The sequence below is a fragment of the Phyllobacterium calauticae genome, assembly GCF_019991125.1.
Lineage (GTDB): Bacteria > Pseudomonadota > Alphaproteobacteria > Rhizobiales > Rhizobiaceae > Phyllobacterium > Phyllobacterium calauticae.
Genome location: NZ_JAGENB010000001.1, coordinates 916,008 through 936,195, shown reverse-complemented (window position 1 = coordinate 936,195; position 20,188 = coordinate 916,008). Strand labels below are relative to the sequence as shown.

General features: G+C 57.6%; 19 protein-coding genes, 1 tRNA gene and 1 pseudogene. 15 read left to right on the top strand and 6 right to left on the bottom strand.

All coding sequences use genetic code 11. The features are described from left to right. Positions 1 to 77: 77 nt before the first annotated feature. From J1W56_RS04795 to J1W56_RS04785, 3 genes are all read left to right on the top strand, one after another. Positions 78 to 2,162, top strand: a complete 2,085-nt coding sequence (locus tag J1W56_RS04795) for an ATP-binding protein (RefSeq protein ID WP_223612149.1) — start codon at positions 78 to 80, stop codon at positions 2,160 to 2,162. A 12-nt stretch (positions 2,163 to 2,174) separates the two neighbouring features. Continuing rightward, entirely contained in the window at positions 2,175 to 3,080 is a 906-nt protein-coding gene (locus J1W56_RS04790; RefSeq protein WP_223612148.1) for a response regulator, read from the top strand. 327 nt (positions 3,081 to 3,407) lie between these two features. Then, the gene (locus tag J1W56_RS04785; RefSeq protein WP_223612147.1) at positions 3,408 to 4,013 is read left to right on the top strand and encodes an SDR family oxidoreductase; all 606 of its coding nucleotides are present in this window, start codon (positions 3,408 to 3,410) and stop codon (positions 4,011 to 4,013) included. Here J1W56_RS04785 and J1W56_RS04780 read toward each other — a convergent pair. The 3 genes and pseudogenes from J1W56_RS04780 to J1W56_RS04770 all read right to left on the bottom strand — a co-directional run. After that, positions 4,003 to 4,161: pseudogene (locus tag J1W56_RS04780) on the bottom strand (cation transporter); the annotation flags it as partial. The gene J1W56_RS04785 and the pseudogene J1W56_RS04780 overlap by 11 nt on opposite strands. 523 nt (positions 4,162 to 4,684) lie before the next feature. Next, positions 4,685 to 4,761: transfer RNA gene (locus J1W56_RS04775), tRNA-Arg, on the bottom strand. A gap of 184 nt (positions 4,762 to 4,945) precedes the next feature. After that, a complete protein-coding gene (locus J1W56_RS04770) occupies positions 4,946 to 5,836 on the bottom strand; it encodes a LysR family transcriptional regulator (RefSeq protein WP_223612146.1) in 891 nt (296 codons plus the stop codon). A 109-nt stretch (positions 5,837 to 5,945) separates the two neighbouring features. Here J1W56_RS04770 and J1W56_RS04765 point away from each other — a divergent pair, with 109 nt between their 5' ends. The 12 genes from J1W56_RS04765 to J1W56_RS04710 all read left to right on the top strand — a co-directional run bounded on the left by J1W56_RS04765 (position 5,946) and on the right by J1W56_RS04710 (position 16,859). Then, complete coding sequence (locus J1W56_RS04765) at positions 5,946 to 6,560, top strand: nitroreductase family protein (RefSeq protein WP_223612145.1); 615 nt, start codon at positions 5,946 to 5,948, stop codon at positions 6,558 to 6,560. Next, the gene (locus tag J1W56_RS04760) at positions 6,557 to 7,441 is read left to right on the top strand and encodes an EamA family transporter (protein ID WP_223612144.1); all 885 of its coding nucleotides are present in this window, start codon (positions 6,557 to 6,559) and stop codon (positions 7,439 to 7,441) included. Before J1W56_RS04765 ends, J1W56_RS04760 begins: the two co-directional genes overlap by 4 nt. A gap of 266 nt (positions 7,442 to 7,707) precedes the next feature. Then, positions 7,708 to 8,409 (top strand): virB8 family protein, encoded by a 702-nt coding sequence (locus J1W56_RS04755; protein ID WP_308526417.1) that lies wholly within the window; start codon positions 7,708 to 7,710, stop codon positions 8,407 to 8,409. After that, on the top strand, positions 8,406 to 9,227 hold the full coding sequence (virB9, locus tag J1W56_RS04750; RefSeq protein ID WP_223612142.1) for a P-type conjugative transfer protein VirB9: 822 nt from the start codon (positions 8,406 to 8,408) through the stop codon (positions 9,225 to 9,227). The genes J1W56_RS04755 and virB9 overlap by 4 nt, the downstream gene beginning before the upstream one ends. Positions 9,228 to 9,230: 3 nt before the next feature. After that, positions 9,231 to 10,529, top strand: a complete 1,299-nt coding sequence (gene virB10, locus J1W56_RS04745; protein ID WP_223612141.1) for a type IV secretion system protein VirB10 — start codon at positions 9,231 to 9,233, stop codon at positions 10,527 to 10,529. 51 nt (positions 10,530 to 10,580) lie between these two features. Next, entirely contained in the window at positions 10,581 to 11,684 is a 1,104-nt protein-coding gene (virB11, locus tag J1W56_RS04740; protein WP_223612140.1) for a P-type DNA transfer ATPase VirB11, read from the top strand. Beyond that, the gene (locus tag J1W56_RS04735; protein WP_223612139.1) at positions 11,681 to 12,430 is read left to right on the top strand and encodes a lytic transglycosylase domain-containing protein; all 750 of its coding nucleotides are present in this window, start codon (positions 11,681 to 11,683) and stop codon (positions 12,428 to 12,430) included. The genes virB11 and J1W56_RS04735 overlap by 4 nt, the downstream gene beginning before the upstream one ends. A gap of 62 nt (positions 12,431 to 12,492) precedes the next feature. Further along, entirely contained in the window at positions 12,493 to 12,780 is a 288-nt protein-coding gene (locus J1W56_RS04730; RefSeq protein WP_288191833.1) for a TrbC/VirB2 family protein, read from the top strand. A gap of 1 nt (position 12,781) precedes the next feature. Beyond that, positions 12,782 to 13,084 (top strand): type IV secretion system protein VirB3, encoded by a 303-nt coding sequence (locus tag J1W56_RS04725; protein ID WP_223612138.1) that lies wholly within the window; start codon positions 12,782 to 12,784, stop codon positions 13,082 to 13,084. Beyond that, on the top strand, positions 13,081 to 15,501 hold the full coding sequence (locus J1W56_RS04720; protein ID WP_223612137.1) for a VirB4 family type IV secretion system protein: 2,421 nt from the start codon (positions 13,081 to 13,083) through the stop codon (positions 15,499 to 15,501). Before J1W56_RS04725 ends, J1W56_RS04720 begins: the two co-directional genes overlap by 4 nt. After that, the gene (locus J1W56_RS04715; RefSeq protein ID WP_223612136.1) at positions 15,498 to 15,683 is read left to right on the top strand and encodes a hypothetical protein; all 186 of its coding nucleotides are present in this window, start codon (positions 15,498 to 15,500) and stop codon (positions 15,681 to 15,683) included. The genes J1W56_RS04720 and J1W56_RS04715 overlap by 4 nt, the downstream gene beginning before the upstream one ends. 3 nt (positions 15,684 to 15,686) lie before the next feature. Beyond that, the gene (locus J1W56_RS04710) at positions 15,687 to 16,859 is read left to right on the top strand and encodes a type IV secretion system protein (RefSeq protein WP_223612135.1); all 1,173 of its coding nucleotides are present in this window, start codon (positions 15,687 to 15,689) and stop codon (positions 16,857 to 16,859) included. 120 nt (positions 16,860 to 16,979) lie between these two features. Here the strand turns inward: J1W56_RS04710 and J1W56_RS04705 are convergent, their stop codons facing one another. From J1W56_RS04705 to J1W56_RS04695, 3 genes are all read right to left on the bottom strand, one after another. Next, a complete protein-coding gene (locus tag J1W56_RS04705; RefSeq protein ID WP_105737844.1) occupies positions 16,980 to 17,165 on the bottom strand; it encodes a hypothetical protein in 186 nt (61 codons plus the stop codon). A 41-nt stretch (positions 17,166 to 17,206) separates the two neighbouring features. Then, positions 17,207 to 17,389 (bottom strand): hypothetical protein, encoded by a 183-nt coding sequence (locus tag J1W56_RS04700; RefSeq protein WP_223612134.1) that lies wholly within the window; start codon positions 17,387 to 17,389, stop codon positions 17,207 to 17,209. A gap of 381 nt (positions 17,390 to 17,770) precedes the next feature. Continuing rightward, the gene (locus tag J1W56_RS04695; protein WP_223612133.1) at positions 17,771 to 20,158 is read right to left on the bottom strand and encodes a bifunctional diguanylate cyclase/phosphodiesterase; all 2,388 of its coding nucleotides are present in this window, start codon (positions 20,156 to 20,158) and stop codon (positions 17,771 to 17,773) included. Positions 20,159 to 20,188 lie beyond the last annotated feature (30 nt).

Genomic DNA, 20,188 nt, shown 5'->3' with positions numbered 1-20,188 from the left:
TGCTATTGATAGCGGGGCATAATCTGGAAAGGCCGATCGCCTATGCGTGCGTTGAAAAAATGAGTGCTCATAGAAGAATGGACCGGCGGACGATTGCCTCTTATTGGGCGGCTGTAATTTTTGTCATTTCGATCGCCTTTATCGGCGCAGCCACGATGATCTGGCAGGATTATCATAGCAGGATGAACGCGGCGAGCCAGGACGCAATGAATCTGGCGAGAGCATTAGCGGAGCACACCACTCAAATATTTGTCTCACTGGATGCACTCAGCCGTGCCGTAGTGGAAGACAGTACCAATCCGATCGTTTCACGGGACATGTTGTCTGAAGTGTTGACTCGTCGTGCGAAAGCCGAACCGGCCGCGACCGCCATCGCCATCGTAGATAAGGTTGGGCACGTTGTGGCGAGCAACGTTCTGACCTATCCAGTTGGCCTGGATATGTCCGCGGACACCTCATTTAAGATACTGAGCACGGAACCGGGACTGGCTAGATATGTCAGCCCACCCTATCAGACAGAATTTGGAGGAAGAAAGGACTGGAGCGGCTGGACAATGAACTATGCCCGCAAAATTCCTTCCGAGGACGGGAGCTTTAATGGCTTCATTCTGATCGTTGTTGATGGGCCATTTCTTTATGGATTTTACAATACACTTCAGGAGGAAAGCGGACGCGTTGTCGGCCTTGTCGGACAGGATGGCATTGTTCGTGCTTCCAACGTTACAGAGGTGATCGGAAGGAACCTTAGTGTGTTGGCCCAAACCGTCATCAGAAACGGTGGAGGGATCGTTGTTCGCCCTTCCGCAAGAACGGGTATCGAGCGGATATTCGCCTATAGCAAATCATCCGCTGCCCCGCTTCTCGCCTATGTCGGGGTTCCAACTGGGCCCATTTATCGGGCCTGGCTAACGGCATCGGGCATTATTGTCACTGCTCTACTCGCATTGTTTGCAGCGCTCGTTGCACTTGGCATTATCTTGGGAAAATACATCAAAAATCGCGCTTCACTGATGTCAAGCACGCTCGATATTGCGCGGGAGCGCCAGGAGCGGGAGTTTCTGGAATCGATCCTGAATACCGGTGGTGCACTGGTGGCTGTTACAGATGCTCAGGGTCGATTCGTTGTGGCCAATTCGGCTTTTCGAGAAATCTTCCAGCTCGAGAAAGTTCAACCTGCAGCGGCGGACGCCGGTACCAATCCTCTTGAATATGCGCTTGGCTATGAATTGCAGTCCATCATCGACCGGTTGCCCTATCAAACAAACCGCAATGTTGTTTCGCGCAGTGGTCAGAAGCGTGAACTCTCGTGGACGGTAACGCCCATTCGCACCAATGACGGATCAATTAAGAACCTGGTGGCGATCGGCTTCGACATCACCGAGCGGCGTGCGGCCGAGCTTGCGATCTACCAGTCCGGCAAAATGATTACGCTCGGTGAGATGGCAACAGGCATTGCTCACGAAATCAATCAGCCATTGGCAACAATCACCATGGCGCTCGACAATCTCCGCGAAAGGATCAAAAGGGGTAACGCAGAGCCGGATTTCGTTGATACCAATCTCCAGTTGGTCAGTGAACAGATTGAACGAACTGCCGCGATTGTGGGTCACATGCGGATATATGGTCACCGTACTGACGGACGTGCGCACCCGCTTGATCCGGCTCGTGCCATAGACGGAGCTCTGTCGCTGGCGCAAACGCAGATAGAGAATTCGGGAATTAAAATAATAAAGAACTATAAGCTTGGTCAGTTTCAAATACTGGGTGATCTGACGCTCTTGGAACAAATCCTGCTGAATATCCTCTTGAATGCCCGTGATGCGATCCTTGAAAAGCCAAGCCTCGTGAACGCGGTATCTGAATCCAATGAATGGATCGAGGTCAGTATTGCTGATGGCAAACATCCGCACATGATCGAGATAAGCATTACGGATTCAGGTCCCGGAATCGCACCAGCAAATCTGGACCGCCTGTTCGAACCGTTCTTTACGACGAAACCGATCGGCAGTGGTACGGGATTGGGATTGTCACTCAGCTATGGAATGGCACGTGATCTCGGCGGCAGCATAGAAGCTCGCAACACAGGCAGTGGCGCAGAGTTCCGCATTCTGATGCGAGAATATGAAAGTGCAGAATCCGATGAACAGTTGTCTATGAATTAGAAGGCAAAGCACATGAGCGTTCCCATCACTGTTGCATCGAAATCGAGAGTGCTGCTCGTGGACGATGAAATCGCTTTGCTTGGTGTGCTGGGCACGGCACTGACCGATAGCGGGTACGATTGCATTCGTGCCAATACGTCCTCTGATGCGCTCCGCTTTCTGGCGACGACGCCTGATATCGACGTCATTGTCAGCGATATCCGCATGCCCGGTATGAATGGAATTGAACTGCTCAAAACAATACGTGAGCGCTATGAAGACCGGAAATGGCTTCAGGTTATCTTCGTGACTGGTCACGCCACCATCGATAACACGGTTGCAGCGCTGCGACTGGAGGCAGTGGATTTTCTCCATAAACCTGTGCGCAGGGAACAATTACTTGCAGCAGTTGAGCGTTGCGCGCAGCGAGCCAAGGAGCACCGGACCGCTGCAAACGCCTGGCAAGAAGGAAGAGTGCATCTGGAGCGTATCAGCGAGGAGGCCAGGCGACTGGCTGAGATGCTGATGTCGTTTCCGGAAAAGATGCAATCTGCAGTTACCCCGGCAGAGATAAGCAGCAGCAAAGCAAGTGATGATGATAGTCCATCTCCGGAGCGGTTGCTCGAGCTTCTCCAAACACGTGACATTCGTACTCGTTATTTTACCGATAAATTGTTTGCAGATCCTGCTTGGTACATGCTTCTCGACCTTATGGAGAATCGTCTGTTGGGACGCAACGTGTCGATCTCAAGTCTTTACATTGTGTCGGGAGTTGCAGCGTCTACCGCCTCACGCAGGTTGGATGAGATGGAAGAATCGGGATTGATTGAAAAGTGGAATGATCCTGATGACGGGCGCCGTCAATATGCTTCTCTGACAGATCGCGCGGTGGAATTGCTCAATTCATACCTTTTTACATTGCACAGGCAGCTGCGCTAAATTTGTTCAGCTGTTTGGTAAAGGCAGTTCTGAAAACGAGCTTTCACAATAAGTTCTGATCTCATCGTTGAGGCTTCTGCATTTTAGCCTTCATAACTCGACTACTTGAGCAAATCCGTTCGGTTGTGGTGTAACATTTATATATATAATTCAATTACTTAGACAAGTATTTCTCCACGTGGATACAGTTGCTTCCAATTTGGAAGCTGTTTCCCGTGACGATCAACGGGATATGCGGGATGTAACGGCCATTCCGGCCTCTCAAGTTAATCGAAAGCATCGCCGGTAACGCAGCTTGTTGTTGCTCGTATCGGAGTTGACTTTGACATGACAAATCCAGAACCACGAACGATCCTCATGGTTGGGGTCGATGAGAAAATCAGGCCAGCATTGGTCGCCGCTTTCGAGGCGTTGGGTGGTCGGGCATATTGGCTTGATGTTCCATTTGGCGTTCCCACAGACGGGACAGGTATTGTGTCCACCGAAGGCGAAACTCGACTAGTCGAGGATCTGGACTGTGTGTGCCAGGCAATCGGTCATGTTGACGTGCTTGTTAATAGTGTGTCACTCGACGAGCAGGTCATGACCACCCCACTGCCTTCCTATACAGCCATTCACACTTCGGCCCTCATGCAGCTGTCCCGGCCTTTGAAGGCCGTGCTACCCGGTATGATCATTCGCCAGCATGGCCAAATGGTTACGCTTGTCACTTCTGTCTCCGACACCGTCGACACTGAAACATACGATGCCGTGGCAACAGCTGCGGCAGCGATCGACCAGCGCACGAGCGCGGCACTCAATGGAGACCAAATCAAAACCGATATATTGCTTCATCGCAGTTCTTTTAGCGAAGCCCACAAAACGCTCCTCATGAAGACCATTGTTGAGTTGGCAATGCCAAAAAGGGGTCATGACAAGAGTGTGCCGGGATGATTGTAATATTGGCAAAGGCATCATTTCGTGCTGACAAGAATGCCGGCCTTGTCAGGCTTCCCGGATGATGCCGAAATCTCACAAGGAGGAAAGTGCATGCGAGATTGACCGCAAGAGCACCGAGCCCTGTCAATGAAAGGGATAAGGGATCCTGATCAATCGCCCCTTTGTCGTTACGGAAAAGGGCGTGCGTCTTCAGCTTCTGCTCAAGAGCTATCTCCAATCTGCAACCCAGCGCGCCGACCGCAACAAGCATCAGATCGAAAAGCTGCGCCAGTCGCACCGCGATGTCCAAGCGGCCTTAACGCGACTACTGGCATTGGTGGAAAACGGGCTGATGGAGGCCGAGGACCCGAATCTCAAAGTTCGTTTGCTGGGTCTAGAACTTCAGCGCGATGACCTGTCCATCGAAATCAAAGAACTTCAAGAGCGGCTTTCATCGAACCAGGCTGAAATCACGCCGGAGCGAATCGAACAATTTGCCAAATTGCTGCGAGCCCAATTGGAGAACGGCTCTGCGGAATTCCGCCAAGCTTATGTTCGAATACTCATGCAGGAGGTAAGGGTTACAAAGAAGGAGATCAGGATCAGCGGATCGAAATCTATCCTTGCAAAAGCTGCTTCCCTACGTTGGGGCAACTCCGCCAGTAGTTCTCTCTTTTGTTCGAGAATGGCGCACCCGACAGGATTCGAACCTGTGACCTCTGCCTTCGGAGGGCAGCGCTCTATCCAGCTGAGCTACGGGTGCATGAGGCTGCGATAGCTCGCATGCGCGAAGCGGTTCTAACCGATGCGGGGCAAGGCTTCAATGGCGAATTTCGCACCTTCCCGAAAGAAATGATTGTGCCAGCCGCACGCCGTGCATCGGACAGGTCACCATTCCCAGACAAACCGACGCATTGGCCGGTCACAGCGGCTGTAGCCGCGTTCATTTATTCCCGGCTGAATGCGTCGATGAGGAAATCGAGAAAGGCGCGGATTTTTGGCGCGACGTGCTGCCGGGACGGATAGATGGCATAGAGCGTGGTTTCCACCGTGCTCCAGTCATCCAGCGCCGATTGAAGCCGGCCCTCCTTCAGGTCGTCTGCGACATAGGGATAGGGCATCAAACTCACGCCGAAGCCCGCCCGCAGCGCGTCACGCACAGCAAGGCTTGAGGTGACCGAGTATCGGCTGTTGACAATGATACTCTCCGTGCGGCCGAACTTGCGGAACTCCCAAAGGTCGGCATGGCCGGAAAGGCTGAACCGGACACAGGTGTGCGCCTTCAAATCCGACGGTTCTTCAGGTTTGCCGTGCGCCTCGAAATAGGAGGGCGCCGCACAGAGGACATGGGGCATGACGGCGAGTTTTCGCGCGATCAGGCTGGAATCCTCCAGATTGTCGCTGCCGCGAATGGCAAGGTCAAATCCTTCCCGGACGATGTCGACCCGCCTGTCGTCGAGATGCAGATCGAGGTGCAGGCCGGGATAGCGCGACAGGAAACCGGGAATTGCGGCCGAAAGCCGTGTCAACGTCACCGTCATCGGTGCGCTGACCCGCAATGTGCCGCTTGCTTCCGCCTTGATCGGACACAGGGCTTCGTCCGCCTCGGTCAGTGCATTGAGCCCGCGTATCACATGCTCCAGATAAATCCGGCCTTCTTCGGTCAGCGCCATGCGCCGCGTCGTCCGGTTGATGAGCCGAACGCCCAGATGCGCCTCCAGCTCGGCAATGTTCTTGCTGATGGCAGGCGGCGACAGGCCGAGACGGCGCCCGGCTTCGGCAAAGCTGTTGCGTTCCGCTACCTGGCGAAAGACCCGCAGGGCCGTGAGATGATCCATGTCATAGTTTTCCAATAGTGAATTATCACTTTCATATATCGCATATTATCATCATCAGGTGAATTATATATTTGATGTCAAAGCCACATACCAAGTTTGGAACGACGTGATGACCAACCCTACAATCGCTCTGATCGAACAGCGTGTTTCAGCCAATCGTTTCGATGCCTCGCACACGCTGTCGGATGCGGAAATCAGGGAGCTGACGCGTCTGGCAACGCGTGCCCCGACCGCTTACAACCTGCAGAACTGGCGCTTCATTGCAGTGCGCGCACCGGAGTCCAAGGTCCGATTGCAGCATCTGGCCCACGGTCAAACCAAGGTGCGCGATGCCGCCGTTACGTTCATTGTCTGCGGGCAACTTCCCGACCACGCAGCCCTTCCCGAACGGTTGCGTCCCTTCATCGAGGCTGGTTTCATGCCGGCCGACATGGCCGCGGTATGGCAGGAAGGGGCCCGCACACAATATGCCGATCCTCAGACAGCGCGCGATGAAGCCGTGCGCTCGGCGAGCCTTGGTGCCGCAACTCTGATTTTTGCCGCCGAAGCACTGGGCCTCGTCTCCGGCCCGATGGTCGGATTCAATGCCGAAGGCGTTGCGCGCGCGTTCGGCCTTGGGCCGAATGAAGTGCCGGTGATGCTCGTCACCGTTGGTCGCACCGCGCCCGGAAACTGGCCGCAGAAGCCCCGCCGTCCCCTGGCCGAGGTTCTGGAACTATCATGAGCGCGCGCGGTTCCGACCTTCTGCTGACGGCAATTGCCCCCATCATCTGGGGCAGTACCTATATCGTCACCACCGCGTTCCTGCCGGGCTTTTCTCCGATGACGGTCGCCATGCTGCGCGCCTTGCCGGCAGGACTGCTGCTGCTCCTGATCGTTCGGCAGCTTCCGGCCGGCATCTGGTGGCTGCGCAGTTTTGTTCTCGGCGCCCTCAATATCGCTATCTTCCTGAGCATGCTGTTCATCGCCGCCTACCGGCTTCCGGGCGGCGTTGCTGCGACGGTGCTGGCGGTCCAGCCATTGATCGTGGTTTTTCTCGCCTCGTTCGTTCTCGCCAGTCCGGCCCGCCCGGTATCGATCTATGCCGCCCTTGTCGGGATCGCCGGTGTCGCGCTGCTGGTGCTGGCCCCCAATGCGGCGCTCGACGGAGTTGGTGTCGCAGCGGGCCTTGCCGGAGCGGTCTCCATGGCCCTCGGCAATGTATTGACCCGCAAGTGGCAACCGCCGGTGTCGCTGCTCACCTTCACGGCCTGGCAATTGACGGCCGGAGGGCTGCTTCTCGTTCCGATGGCGCTGCTTTTCGAGCCGCCCATGCCGTTCCCGAGTGCGGCCAATCTGCTTGGCCTGGGGTGGCTTGGGCTGATCGGCGCTGCCCTGACCTATGTCCTGTGGTTCCGGGGGATTGCGCGTATGCAATCCGCGGTGGTGTCCTTGCTCCTGTTCCTCAGCCCGTTGACCGCCGTGCTGCTCGGATGGATGTTCCTCAATCAGACATTGACCTCACCGCAGATCGGGGGTCTCGTTCTCGTCATTGGCAGCATCTGGCTCGGACAACGGGCCAGCGCGGTTCCGGTCTCCGCCCCCGGAGCCGTTGAAACCCGCTAGGAAAGTCGGCCAGCTGCCTACCGCAGGAAGCGGCAAACCTCATTTTCTCCTGCCTGGGCGAAAGGCATCAGACCAAAGTCGAATTGTGTTCCGCGTTCGCATGATATTTACAACTTGAACGGTTCTTCGGGCGCTGCGCAATCGAGGCAGGGCGCGCGGTCATATTACAAAGTTTTCATTTCAGAATTTTCAGTTTTACCGATTTCAAGGTTTCGCCAGCAGTGATGAATGCGTCTGGATCCAATGAAAACATAATCGAGGCAGGATTGGCACCCGGGCCGGACAGGCGCTATTTCAGCGAAGCCATCCGCTGGGAAAACGATGTCATCCGCACCGTGAAGCGGTCCCGGCTGACCGCGTGGCTGGTGGCTGTCATCAGCTTTGCCCTGGCCTGCCTGACGTTGACCTGTCTCGCCTTGCTGCTTCCGCTCAAGAGCTTCGAGCCCTATGTCATCGAAGTCGACAAGACAACCGGATTTATGGAGATAAAACAACCACTTGCCGACGGTGATCTGACGCAGAACGAAGCGATCGCGCGCATGTATGTGGTTCGTTACCTGAAAGCACGCGAGACCTATGATCCGGCAACGGTGAAAGACAATTTTGATCTTGCCCAGCTGCTGTCGACACGTGATGCCGCGCGGGATCTCTTTGCGCTCTACAGTCCATCCAATGCGGACAATCCGGTGACGCGCTTCGGCCGCGAGACCCGGGTGGAACTGAAGATCAAATCCATACAACTTCCCAACAGGCTTACGGCCGTGGTCCGGTTTTCCACACAGCGGACAGGCCGCGAGTCCGGCGCAGAGGAACACTGGGTTTCTCTCCTGCATTTCCAGTATTCCAAAGCGCCCATGCCCAATGAATGGCGGTTCGAAAATCCGCTTGGTTTTCAGGTCGTCGACTATCGCCGCGATCAGGAAAGCCTGTCCGGCCAAGGCACTCCCGGTGACCGGTACCAGCCATGAGGACACGTGCCCGCGCCTGCATGGTATTGCCGGTTGGCGTCGCAATAACGATAGCGGCGGTCATCCATGCGGCGCAGGCGGAAGTAGCGCCGCGGCGTGGCACCGCGGATGCCCGTGTCAGGACGGTGAGTTACAACCCCAGCAACGTCGTTGCGGTCGATGCAACCTACGGTGTGTCGACGATGATCGTTTTGGGCGACACGGAAAAAATCGAAACGGTTGCCGTTGGCGACAGCATTTCCTGGAAAATCGAGCCTAACAAGAAGGGCAATATCATTTTTCTCAAGCCGGTGGAGCCGAAAGCCGCGACGAACATGAACATCGTCAGCGACAAGCATGTCTACACCTTTGTCCTGCGTGCACATCCGGATTCGCAGTCTGATCAGACCTACATGATCAAGTTCCGTTATCCCGACGTGGAGATGGACGCCAAGCTTCTGGCCCAGGCGCAACGGCTGGTATCGGAACCAAACCGCGCTGGGTTCCGCCATGAAGATGCCAATATGGATTATCATTTTCGCGGGGACCGTGCGCTTAAACCGGCCGAGGCTTTTGATGACGGCGTCAAGACATGGTTCCGGTTTCAGGGCGATGTTCCGGCGATCTTCAGTGTTGAAGGAGGCAAGCGCGAGATCCTCGCCAATTACCGGCGTGAGGGAGACTATATCGTTGTCGACAAGATTGCGAAGCAGTGGATGCTGCGGCACGGCGATTATGCGACCTGCCTGTTCAATCTGAACAGGAAAACAGCGCCATCGATTGTCGCCGCGCCGGCCGTCATCGCCGATGCCCCCGCCTCCAAGCGGCGCTGGAGATAAGCGATGCCCGATCTCGACTACCATCGCAGTCTGGATATCGAGGCAGGGACAGGTTCCCGCCTGCTGGAACCAAAGCGCACATTGCGGGCCGGCATCGTTGGCCTATGTCTTGCGGCAGGGGCAACCGGGCTTTTTGCCTTGCCGCTGTTGGGCCACCCGCGGCCGCCGCAAGGCGAGCGCGCGGTGTCCGACGAAGCTTTCCTGCCATCCCGTGCGGGCCAGCTCAATCTCACGCCGCCGCCCGAACGGAACGCAGCACCGCTCCTGCCGCAAGCCGCGGCGGTGATCGAAAGAAGGGCGGGCAACACTGACGATTCGGAAAGTCAGCGGCGCAGCGCCGAGGAAGAAGCACGCCGCCGTGCCGAGGCGGAGGAGGCGGCCTATCATGCGAAGCAACAGGACCGCTACCGTTCGCCGATGATCGTTTCGGAACTGGGCACCGCGGGTGAGCCGGCCCACAACGAGAGGGGTGCCGACGAGAAACCGAAAAGCCCGGATACGTTTCAGGCCACCAATCCGAACGATCAGTTTCTCGCCTCCCTGTCCGGAAAATCCGCCGAAACGGCCAAGGCTGAAAAGAACCCGCGCATCGACGCACTGGTGCCGCAGGGCACTATTGTGCGGGGTGTCCTCGAAACGTCAGTCCAAACCGACCTGCCGGGAATGGTGCGGGCCATAACCACGGATGATGTCTGGTCGTTCGACGGAAGGCGGATTCTCGTGCCATCAGGCACGCGGCTGATCGGCGAATACAACGCCGGACTGGCGCAGGGGCAGACAAGGGCTTTCATCGTCTGGACCCGGCTGTTGCGGTCGGACGGCGTGTCCATCAATCTCGGTTCCATCGGAACGGATGAGCTTGGCCGCTCCGGAATGAGCGGTCATGTGAACAGGCATGTTTTTGAGCGATACGGTTCCGCGATCCTGCTCAGCGCGATTTCCGCCGGCGGTCAAATATTGGCTTCCACGGACACGTCGTCCAGCCTGAATTCAGGCCCGGTGACGACAACCTATGTTGATCCGAAGACCAATGAAGTCCGGACCGTCACGACCCGTCCCAATATCGATATCGGCGCGAACATGGCGGCAAAGGGCGCAGCGGTTGCGGCGCAAACCTTTGCTCAGGTCGCAGGGGAGGCCTTGAAGGGGTCACTGAACATTCCACCCACGATCACCATCAATCAGGGAACGCCGGTAGCCATCTTTGTCCGCCGCGATCTCGATTTTTCCGATCTCTACACGGATCCGGTGCGCGAAAAGCTGCAGGAGCTCAAAAGGGGGCGCGACGGCTATGGACAATAGAAACCCGCACACACCCGCTTTCCGGGGTTTTGTGTGGCGCGAGGCTTCCTGATGGGCATGGTCTCCCGCAACGACGATCTGATCTCGCTGGCCTTTGCACCACTGCAATCGCTGCTGGAAAGGCAGGATGTCATCGAGATCTGCATCAATGAACCGCACAGGGTTTTCGTCGAATATGGTTCAGGCGTGCTGCAGGCGGGTATGGTTGCGCTCAACCTGCCGGAGCTGACCCGCGAGCGGATCTGCTTCATGGCGGAGCGGGTCGCCGCCGCCAGTCATCAGTTTGTCAACGAAGAAGAACCGCTGCTTTCCGCATCCCTGCCGGATGGTTCGCGCGTTCAGGTGGTGCTGCCGCCCGCGGCACCGGACGGAGGCGCCATTGCCATCCGGCGGAAGATCGTTCGTGATCTGTCACTCTCCGACTATGCCGAGGCCGGTGCGCTTCTCCGCGCGCGGGTGACCGGCGGGGCCGATGTCTTGACCGACGAGGAACAGGCCCTGTGCGGCCACCTCGATGCGGGCGATATCGCGCAATTCCTCCATTTGGCGCTGCGTCACCGTATCTCCATGATCATTTCAGGCGGGACGGGAACGGGAAAGACGACGTTTCTCAACGCCTTGATGCGGGAAATACCGGGGCACGAGCGGATCATCACAATCGAGGATACGCCCGAACTCATGCCGCCGCATGGCAACCATGTCCGGCTGATCGCATCACGGGGCAATCAGAACATCGCACAGGTGGACATGCGGCGTCTGGTGGAAGCGTCGCTGCGCTTGCGCCCCGACCGCCTGCTCCTCGGGGAAGTGCGCGGCAGCGAGGCGCTGGATTTCCTGCAGGCCATCAACACGGGGCATCCCGGTTCGCTTTCCACGGTTCACGCAAATTCTCCGCGTGCGGCCTATGAACGCTTGGCAATGCTGGTCATGCAAAGCGGCTTTGGCGGGAGTGGCGGTCTTTCAAAAGCGGAAATCATCGATCATCTGCATGCAACGCTGCCGATTGTCGTGCAACTGGGCCGTAAAGAGGGGCGGCCCGGCGCCGTGTCCGAGATTTTTTACGTTCCCTATGTCAGGCAGACCGGGCGCCCCGCTGCCGTACAGGGAAACATGTTGTGGAACGCCTCCGGCCGTCGCGCGCGCGGTGCCCCATGAGCTTTGTGGCAAACAGGTCCAGCAGTCCTGCTGCCGTCGACACAGGCCGTTTTGCCCGCACAGCTCATCGGCTGATGCGGATTCTGATCGGTCTTTGCCTGCTTGGCCTGACTGTCCCGGAAGCAGCCCGCGCCGTCGAAGCCAACGATCCCGGCATGCCGCCGGTCAAGATCACGGCGTCCGGCGAAAGAACCACAGCACCGCAACCGGCGGCGGATATGGCGGTATGCCAGTTCAAACGCGTGCCTTCGGCCGAAGATGGCAAGGCGCTGGTCCAGCGCATCGCCAGGGAGGAGCATGCCGATGTGGCGCTTGCCGTCGCTGTGGCCCGGCAGGAAAGCGGCTTTCGTATGGATAGCGTCTCCAGCGCCGGTGCCATCGGCCTGATGCAATTGATGCCGGCAACCGCACGCCGGTTCGAGGTGGATATTTGCGACCCGGAGGACAATGTCCGTGGCGGCGTGCGGTATCTGAAACACCTGCAAACCAAATATGCCAATCCGCTCTATGTCCTCGCCGCCTACAATGCCGGCGAGCTTGCCGTGGAGCAAAGCGGTGGCATTCCGCTTTATCCCGAGACGGTCCATTACGTCGCGGCCGTGCTTTCGGACGTCTATGACTGGCGGCCACTCGGTGACCGCAAAGTGCCTGGGAAAGCCGCCCATCAAGGCAGGAAAGCGCCGGACAAACCCGATGCAGGCAGTATCGGCGCATGGACGCAAGGATTTGTTCTTCACGTGGAGTAATCAAAGTGTTTTTTCATTCGTTCATTTTCAAAATCGCCCTGTCGCCGTCGCTCGCCGGGCGTATCGTCACCCGCGGGATAGCGGCCTGGATAACGCTTTGCGTTCTGGTCCAGGGTGCCCATGCCCAGACGGGGCTGCAGCCGGTGCAGTCTGTCCTGCAGACCCTCATCGGCATTCTCACCGGGCCAATTGCCTCAATGATCGCCATCCTGGCCGTCATCAGCTGCGGGTTTCTCGCCTGGACCGGGCGCTTCACCTGGGGCATTGCCGGGTCGGTGATCATGGGGATTGTCCTGGTGTTCGGGTCGACGCAGATCGTCGCCTTCTTCCAGAGCGCATTGGGGCACTGAGATGATCCCGGATGATGCGCCAGATCTCGTGCCTATGGTCAAAGCCCTGACCCGCGCGCCGACGCTGTTCGGGGTTCCCTACATGTTCGCCATGTTCAACATCGTCGTGACGGCATGCACATTCCTGGCAACGAAGAACCTGCTCATGCTTTTGCTTGTCCTGCCGATCCACAGCCTTGGTTATTTTCTGACACTGCTGGACGATCAGATTTTCACCATCCTGCGCGTGAAGATGTCGAAGGCACCGCCGCAATCCAAAGCGGTCTGGGGCATCAGAAGCTATGCAGCCGGTGACCGTCCATGACCAGCCGTCCCGTCCGCCGGGAGATGCGGTTCGGTTCGTCGAGCCAGCGCGAGCGCTCCGTTGCGGCGCACATCCCCTATACACGCCATGTGGATGACACGGTGTTGCGCACCCGGGATGGTTATCTGCTAAGCGTTCTGAAACTCGACGGCTTCTGTTTCGAGACCGCCGATATGGCGCAGCTGAACGGCAAGCTTGAAGCACGCAACACCCTGTTGCGATCCCTCGGCAGCAGCCGCTATGCCGTCTATGGCCATATGATACGCCGCCGCATTCAACCGGGCCTCGCGGGCAGGTTCGACAACCCCTTCGCCGATGAATTGAACCGGCGATACATGGCGCAACTCGAGCAGCATCGCATGTTCGTCAATGACATGTATGTCACCATCGTCCGCCGTCCCCTGCGCGGGCAGGTTGGCGTCATCGACAAGGCGACGCGGCGCCTGTTTGCCAAGGCGTCCGATGATGGCGGGGCCTCCGGCGAAGCGCAGGATCTGCGCGAACTGCAGGATGCCGTTCTCAACATCCGGGATGTCCTGCAGGATTACGGCGCGCGATGCCTTGGTATTCGCGAGCCGCAACCGGGGGTCTATTTTTCCGAACCGCTGGAGTTCCTCGTCCAGATCGTGAATGGCCTGGAACCGGTCAAAATGCGGTTGCCGCGCATGCCGCTTGACGGGGCGCTGGCGATGAAACGGCTGCACTTCGGCCGCAATGCCATCGAGTTCGTCGGATCGACCCCGCCTGATAACAGCAGGCTGGGCGCCATGCTTTCCATCCGGGAATATCCCCCCTATACCGGACCGCTGCTGCTCGACGGGCTTTTGAAGGTCCCGCATGAGTTCATCGTCAGCCAAAGCTTCGCGATCGTCGACAAGCCTGTGGTGCAGGCGCAGATAGAGCGCGTCTCCCGGCAGATCGCCATGGCCGATGAAGCCGGTTCCGTGGTGGGCAGCCAGCTCAACAGCGCCCGTGATGAATTGCTGGGCGCGCGTTCGATTTACGGCAATCACCATTTCTCCATCATGTGCCTCGGCGACGACAAGGCAGAGCTTGATCACTGCATCCGCGCCGTCGGCGCCACCCTGACGGATCAGGCCATTCTCTGGTTGCGCGAAGACCTGAATTGCGAACCGGCCTTCTGGGCGCAATTGCCCGGGAATTTCTCCTATATCGCCCGCTCGGCCATGATCTCCTCGAAGAACTTTTCCGGGTTCCTGTCATTGCATAATTTCCCGAGCGGCAAATCCGACGGCAATCATTGGGGCAGCGCCATTTCGTTGCTGGAGACGACGAGTCAAACCGCCTATTTTTTCAATTTCCATGTGCGCGATCTTGGAAATTTCACCATGATCGGCCCCTCCGGCTCCGGCAAGACGGTGGCTCTTTCGTTTCTGATGGCGCAGTCGCAACGCATCGCGCCAAAACCGCGCTGCATTTTCTTCGACAAGGATCGCGGTGCCGAAATCTTCATCCGGGCACTGGGAGGTAATTATGCCGTCCTGGAGCCCGGAGAGCCCTCGGGCTTCAATCCGCTGTCCCTGCCTGACACGGGACCCAACCGCGAGTTCCTGTTCCAGCTGTTTTCGCTCATGGTGCGGCGGCCGGATGGCGCAAGGCTGCCCGCCGGGGAGGAAAGCGTCCTCCGCTCGGCCATTGCGCAAATCTTTGCCTCAGGTCCGGACATGCGCTCGTTGGGCGCTTTCGGTTCCCTGCTGCGCGGGCGCCTGCGCGCCGGCGGCGATGATCTTCTCTCCCGTTTCGACAAATGGCTGCGCCCGGACCAGCTTGGCTGGTTGTTCAACAACCCCAGGGATCACTTCACATGGTCCGATGTTGCGGGATTTGACATGACAAAGGTGCTCGATGACCCGCTCATCCGCAGTGCGGCGCTGATGTATATTTTCCATCGGCTGGACGAATTGCTCGACGGCAACCCGCTGCTGATTTTCCTGGACGAGGGCTGGCGGCTTCTCGATGACGATATTTTTGCCGCCTTCATCAAGGACAAGATGAAGACCATCCGGAAGTTCAACGGCGTTGTTGGCTTCGGCACGCAAAGTGCATCGGACATCGCGTCCTCTTCGCTTGCCAATACGCTGATGGAGCAGAGTGCAACGCACATCTTTTTCCCCAATCCGCATGCCGATCTGCAAAGCCACACCACGGGCTTTGGTCTCTCGGCCCGGGAAATCCAGTGGATACGGACAGCCGACGCGTCAAGCCGGTCGTTCCTGATCAAGCATGGACAGGAATCGGTCATCGCACGCCTGCGCCTGAACGGCATGGATGACCTGATCAAGGTTTTATCCGCCCGCGCCGATACAATCGAGGAACTGACTGCCCTGCGCCGTCATCTGGGTGATGATCCGCAGAAATGGCTGCCTGCCTTTTGCCGCCCCGGAGACAAGACATGACGTTTCGCACCATCTGCCTGCTGCTCTGCATCCTGATGACGGGCACCGCCTGCGGGAGCGATCAGAGGTTGAAAACCCCCTGTTCCCCCGGATTGTTCTCGTTTGCCGCAACGACACGCGACTGCGGGCCGCTCAGGCCGGTGAATGAAGCGCTGGTTGCCTTGTTCGGGTTTGAGACCTGAACCATGGCCTTGCCGGAAGCACCCAATTACATCGCTCTGATGTCGGACAATATCGATCGTCTCGGCAGAAGTTTCACGGCGTCCACATACGGGGCTTTTGCCGGTCAACTCACGCCTGTCTTGTCCGGGCTGCTGGTGCTCTACCTGGTATTCTGGGGATTCCGGTTTTGGCAGGGCCGGGGTGAAAGCAGCGTCATTGACATCGCCTTCCGCCTGTTTCGCATCGCCATCATCTTCTCGATCGCCACGGGGTGGGGACCAATTCAAACCTTGGCATATGGTGTGATCTCGGGCATTCCCACGGCCATCTCTGCGGTCATGATGAACAACATCGTCAATGTCGGGCGTGGCGCCATGTCGCAAACGACGGTAGAACGGGATCTCCATGATTTTTATCAGATAGCGCTGCTGGCTTCGGCGCGGATGTCTGCGCCGGCCACGGGTGTGGTCACGCCAGTTCCGGTGGCAAAACAGGCGCCGCCGGACGCCGATCCCGCAGCCAAATCCGGCCCGGGCAACAGGGGAACGCCGCCGGCAGACGGGCTATTGTCTTCCCTGCATTCCGGCATTGTCTGGATCGCGGCAGCCTTGTTTGTCGGATATGCGGTTTTCCTGATGCTGTTCTCGAAGCTCGCATTGTGGATTGTCCTGGCTTTGGCCCCCGGTTTCATTGTGATGCTGTTGTTTCAGGGCGTGTCGCGGTTCTTTTCCGGCTGGCTGAGCGTTGCCATTCAGACAATGCTCGTGCCGATTTTCTTCTATGCGTTTTTGAGTTTCTTCCTGCTGATCATCAAAGAGGTTGTGATCGCCTTGAAAGTGTCGATGGATCAAGGGGCGGTTCCAACCATCAAGGAAATCGCACCCTTTGTGCTGGTCTGTTTTTCGGGATTGTTTCTTCTCGCACAGATTGTCCCATTGAGCGCCCGCATAGCCGGCGGTGCGCAACAATGGATCGGCGATGTTTTGCAAGGCGGGGCCGGTCGGATATTCCCTGCCTCCCTTGCCGCCGAGCGCGGAAACAGCGGGAGGACGATCCGCACAAAACCATCGGGCATGAGCCCGGTTCCACCGGGGATGCAGGGCGCCCCGTCATCCCTGTCCGAAATGAACGATACGTTGATACGGGATATTCAGGACCGGAACCTTGCGATAAACCGGCAGACCCGCAACCGGTAGTGCTCCCCGCCGAGGCAGGTCAAGAACGCAGATGATCAAGCGTCAAAACAAAATGATGCCAGTCAACGGCGTCCGCTGACCAGCATCATTTTAAGGGTCGTTCAAATCAAGCCGCTGTTGTTACATCTTCTTTGCATGATGACGATGATGGCGATGATGCTTCTTCATGTGGCGATGATGCTTCTTCATATGATGATGCTTCTTCATCGGTGCTGCCGATGCCGTGGTGCTGCTGGTGGCGAGCACAGGCGCAGAGAATGCAAGGGCAAGTGCAAGACCAAGTGCTGTGTAGAGTGACTTTTTCATAATGCCGTTTCCTCTCAGTTGGGGCTGTTGTGATGCAACCGTCAATTATTGGCGGGTTGCACACCGAGTACTTTCAGTGCTTTTGCAAAGGTCCGTATGCCCTGTGCCTGCCGATTGCTTGCACAAAAGCGGATAGCCTTTTTCTGCAGTGATTTTGCCTTGGCCGCCCGGGGAGCCTCGGCATGCTCGATGATTGCTTGATGAACCTCTGCCTGGAATTTCACGCAAAGCTCTTTGCGTGACGGTGGTCGCTCTGCAGCAAATACACTGTCAGCGCTTGTGGAGAGCATCATTCCGGCTAGCAGTATTGTTGGTAAAGTCGAAATATTTCTCACGGCCACCTGCGGGAAGAAGAAATGTATTCTTCTGTGATTCGAGAATACAAAATCATTTTACTTGCTCTTTATGGAGCGGGAACATTGCGACAATATTTCCGGTTTGTAGCGTTTTGTTTCCGTGATGTTTCTAAAATGAGGCGGCAATATTCCAGCGCATAAAGCAGTCCCGCGCCTGAATGGTTTGTCGCGGGAAAAGGTGGGCCAGAGGTGCCGTGCGTCAATCGATGGAACGCGGCTCCCCTGTGCGGCGCCGCGTCCAGAACGATGTCAGAGTGCGACGAGTTTCTTGTCCACCGGTTGCGTTCCGTCGCTGACGAGATGCCGGAAACCCTCCATCGGGCCCGGCATGCCCAGATAGAATCCTTGCCCGGCGCTGCATGATTCGCCCATCAGGAACTCCAGCTCGTCCGGGGTTTCGATGCCTTCAGCAAGAACCGGCATGCCCAGACCCCGGCCAAGGCCGAGCACCGCCTTGACGATGGCGGCAGCCTGTTCATTCTTGTCGACCGATTTGATGAAGGAGCGGTCAATCTTGATCATGTCAAACGGGAAGGCGCGGACGTTCGACAGCGAGGAATAGCCCGTACCGAAATCGTCCATGGCGATACGCACGCCGAGTGTCTTCAACTGGCGCAACGTGGTCAGGGCGCGGTTGGTATCCTTTATAAGTGCGGTTTCGGTGATCTCGAGCTCAAGCCGGTGTGCCGGCAGGCCCGTATGCAGCAAGGCGCTGTGTACGCGCTGGGTGAAATCGTGGCTGTAGAGCTGCACGGCAGAGACATTGACGGCAACAGACAGGGGCTTGTCCCAGCTGGCCGCTTCTCGGCAGGCTTCCCGCAACGCCCATTCGCCAAGCTGCAAAATGATACCGCTCTCTTCGGCGATGGGGATAAACACCGTAGGGGAAATATCGCCCTGGCGCGGATTGTGCCAGCGCATCAGGGCTTCGAAGCCGGTGATCGCGCCTGTGTCCATCCGTATCTGCGGCTGATAGACCAGCCGCAGCTCATTGCGCTGCAGGGCATTGCGCAGGTCGTGCTCTATCAGGCGCCGTTCCCTGGCCTGGGCCCCCATTTTTGCTTCAAAGAAACGATAGGTGTTGCGGCCTTCCGCCTTGGCCTGGTAAAGGGCCGTGTCGGCCTGGTTCAGCAAGGTTTCGCGATCGGTCGCGTCGACAGGAAAGATGGCAATGCCGATGCTGGTTGAAATCAGGAAGCCGATCGGGGAATTCGAATTCTCCGACTGCAGTGCTTCGAGGATTCTGTCAGCCAGGCGGCAGGCCGCCGTCGGTGTGACGAGCCCGGGGACGAGAACGGCGAATTCATCGCCGCCAAGGCGCGCCAGCATGTCGTCCTTGCCGAGCAGCCGCGTGATCGCGCCTGAAACCCGCTGCAATATATCGTCGCCGGCCGCATGGCCGAACAGGTCGTTGACCTCCTTGAACCGGTCAAGGTCCAGGCAGAACAGCGCGAGATAGGTTTCTTCGCCGCTTGCCGCAGTTGCAATCAACTGGTCGAGACGGGCATTGAAATTGCGGCGGTTGGGCAGCCCGGTGAGTGCGTCATGGTGCGCGAGATAGCTGATGTGCGCCTCCGCTTCCTTGCGCGAACGCAGGTCGCGGACCGCAAGAGCGCGATGCCATTTGCCATTGAAGTCGATCGTGTGGGCGATGAGTTCCACAGGGACGAGTTGGCCATCGCCGCCCACAAGATCGGCCTCGATCAGTTCATTCTGATCACTCAGCAATTTGGAGCGCAGGCGCGTATCGGGCAGGAAGGTTGCCAGCGAGATGCCTTCAAGGGAGGCGCTCTCCATGGTTGCCAATGTCAGGAAACTTTCATTGGCGGTTACAATGATGTCTCCGTCGCAGATGACCAATCCTTCCACTGCTGCGTTGACCAGCTTGTGCATGCGCTGCAGTTCGAGCCTGTTTCTGCGGTTATGAACGTCGACCGTGAACGCAATCGAACTGGCGACGAGAATAAGGGTGCTCACCAGCGCCACGGTTATTGCAATAAGGCTGGCGGGTAGTGCATTTGCCGGAACGGAGATGGACGAATCCGGAATGATCGCGACCGCACCCATGGCAATGAAATGGTGGCTGCAAATCGCCAGGGTCAGCATGCCGGCTGCCGCATGCCGGGTTTTGTCCTCCGCTTTGGCCAGCGCCAGGCGGACGGCGAAAGCGCCAAGGACAATGCCGGTACCAATGGACACCGCGACAAGAGTGGGGTCCCAGGCAATTCTGCCTTCAACCTCAAAGGCAGCCATGCCGGTAAAATGCATGGCGGCGATACCGGCGCCGATAATGGCGCCGCCGGCAAGATCCGCATTCTGCCATCTGGCGGTGATTGCGGTATGCGCACCAAGACCTGTGACGAGCACGGCTATGACGAGGGATAGTATGGTGAGAAGGCCATTATAGCCGTTGGGCAGGCCGGGTGAAAACGCCATCATCGCAATGAAATGCGTGGCCCAGATGCCGAAGCCGCAGGAAACCGCGGAAACGCTCAGCCAAACGGCCTGATGTGCCGAGTTGCGGGCGTGGCGAAGAAGATCAACAGCTGTCAGGCAAGAAAAGATACAGATGGCGGCGGCAAGAAAGACAAGCCTGATATCGTGCTGATTGACGATACAATTGTATACTGTCAACATACGTTTGTTCCCTGCTTTGAATTCTTTTCT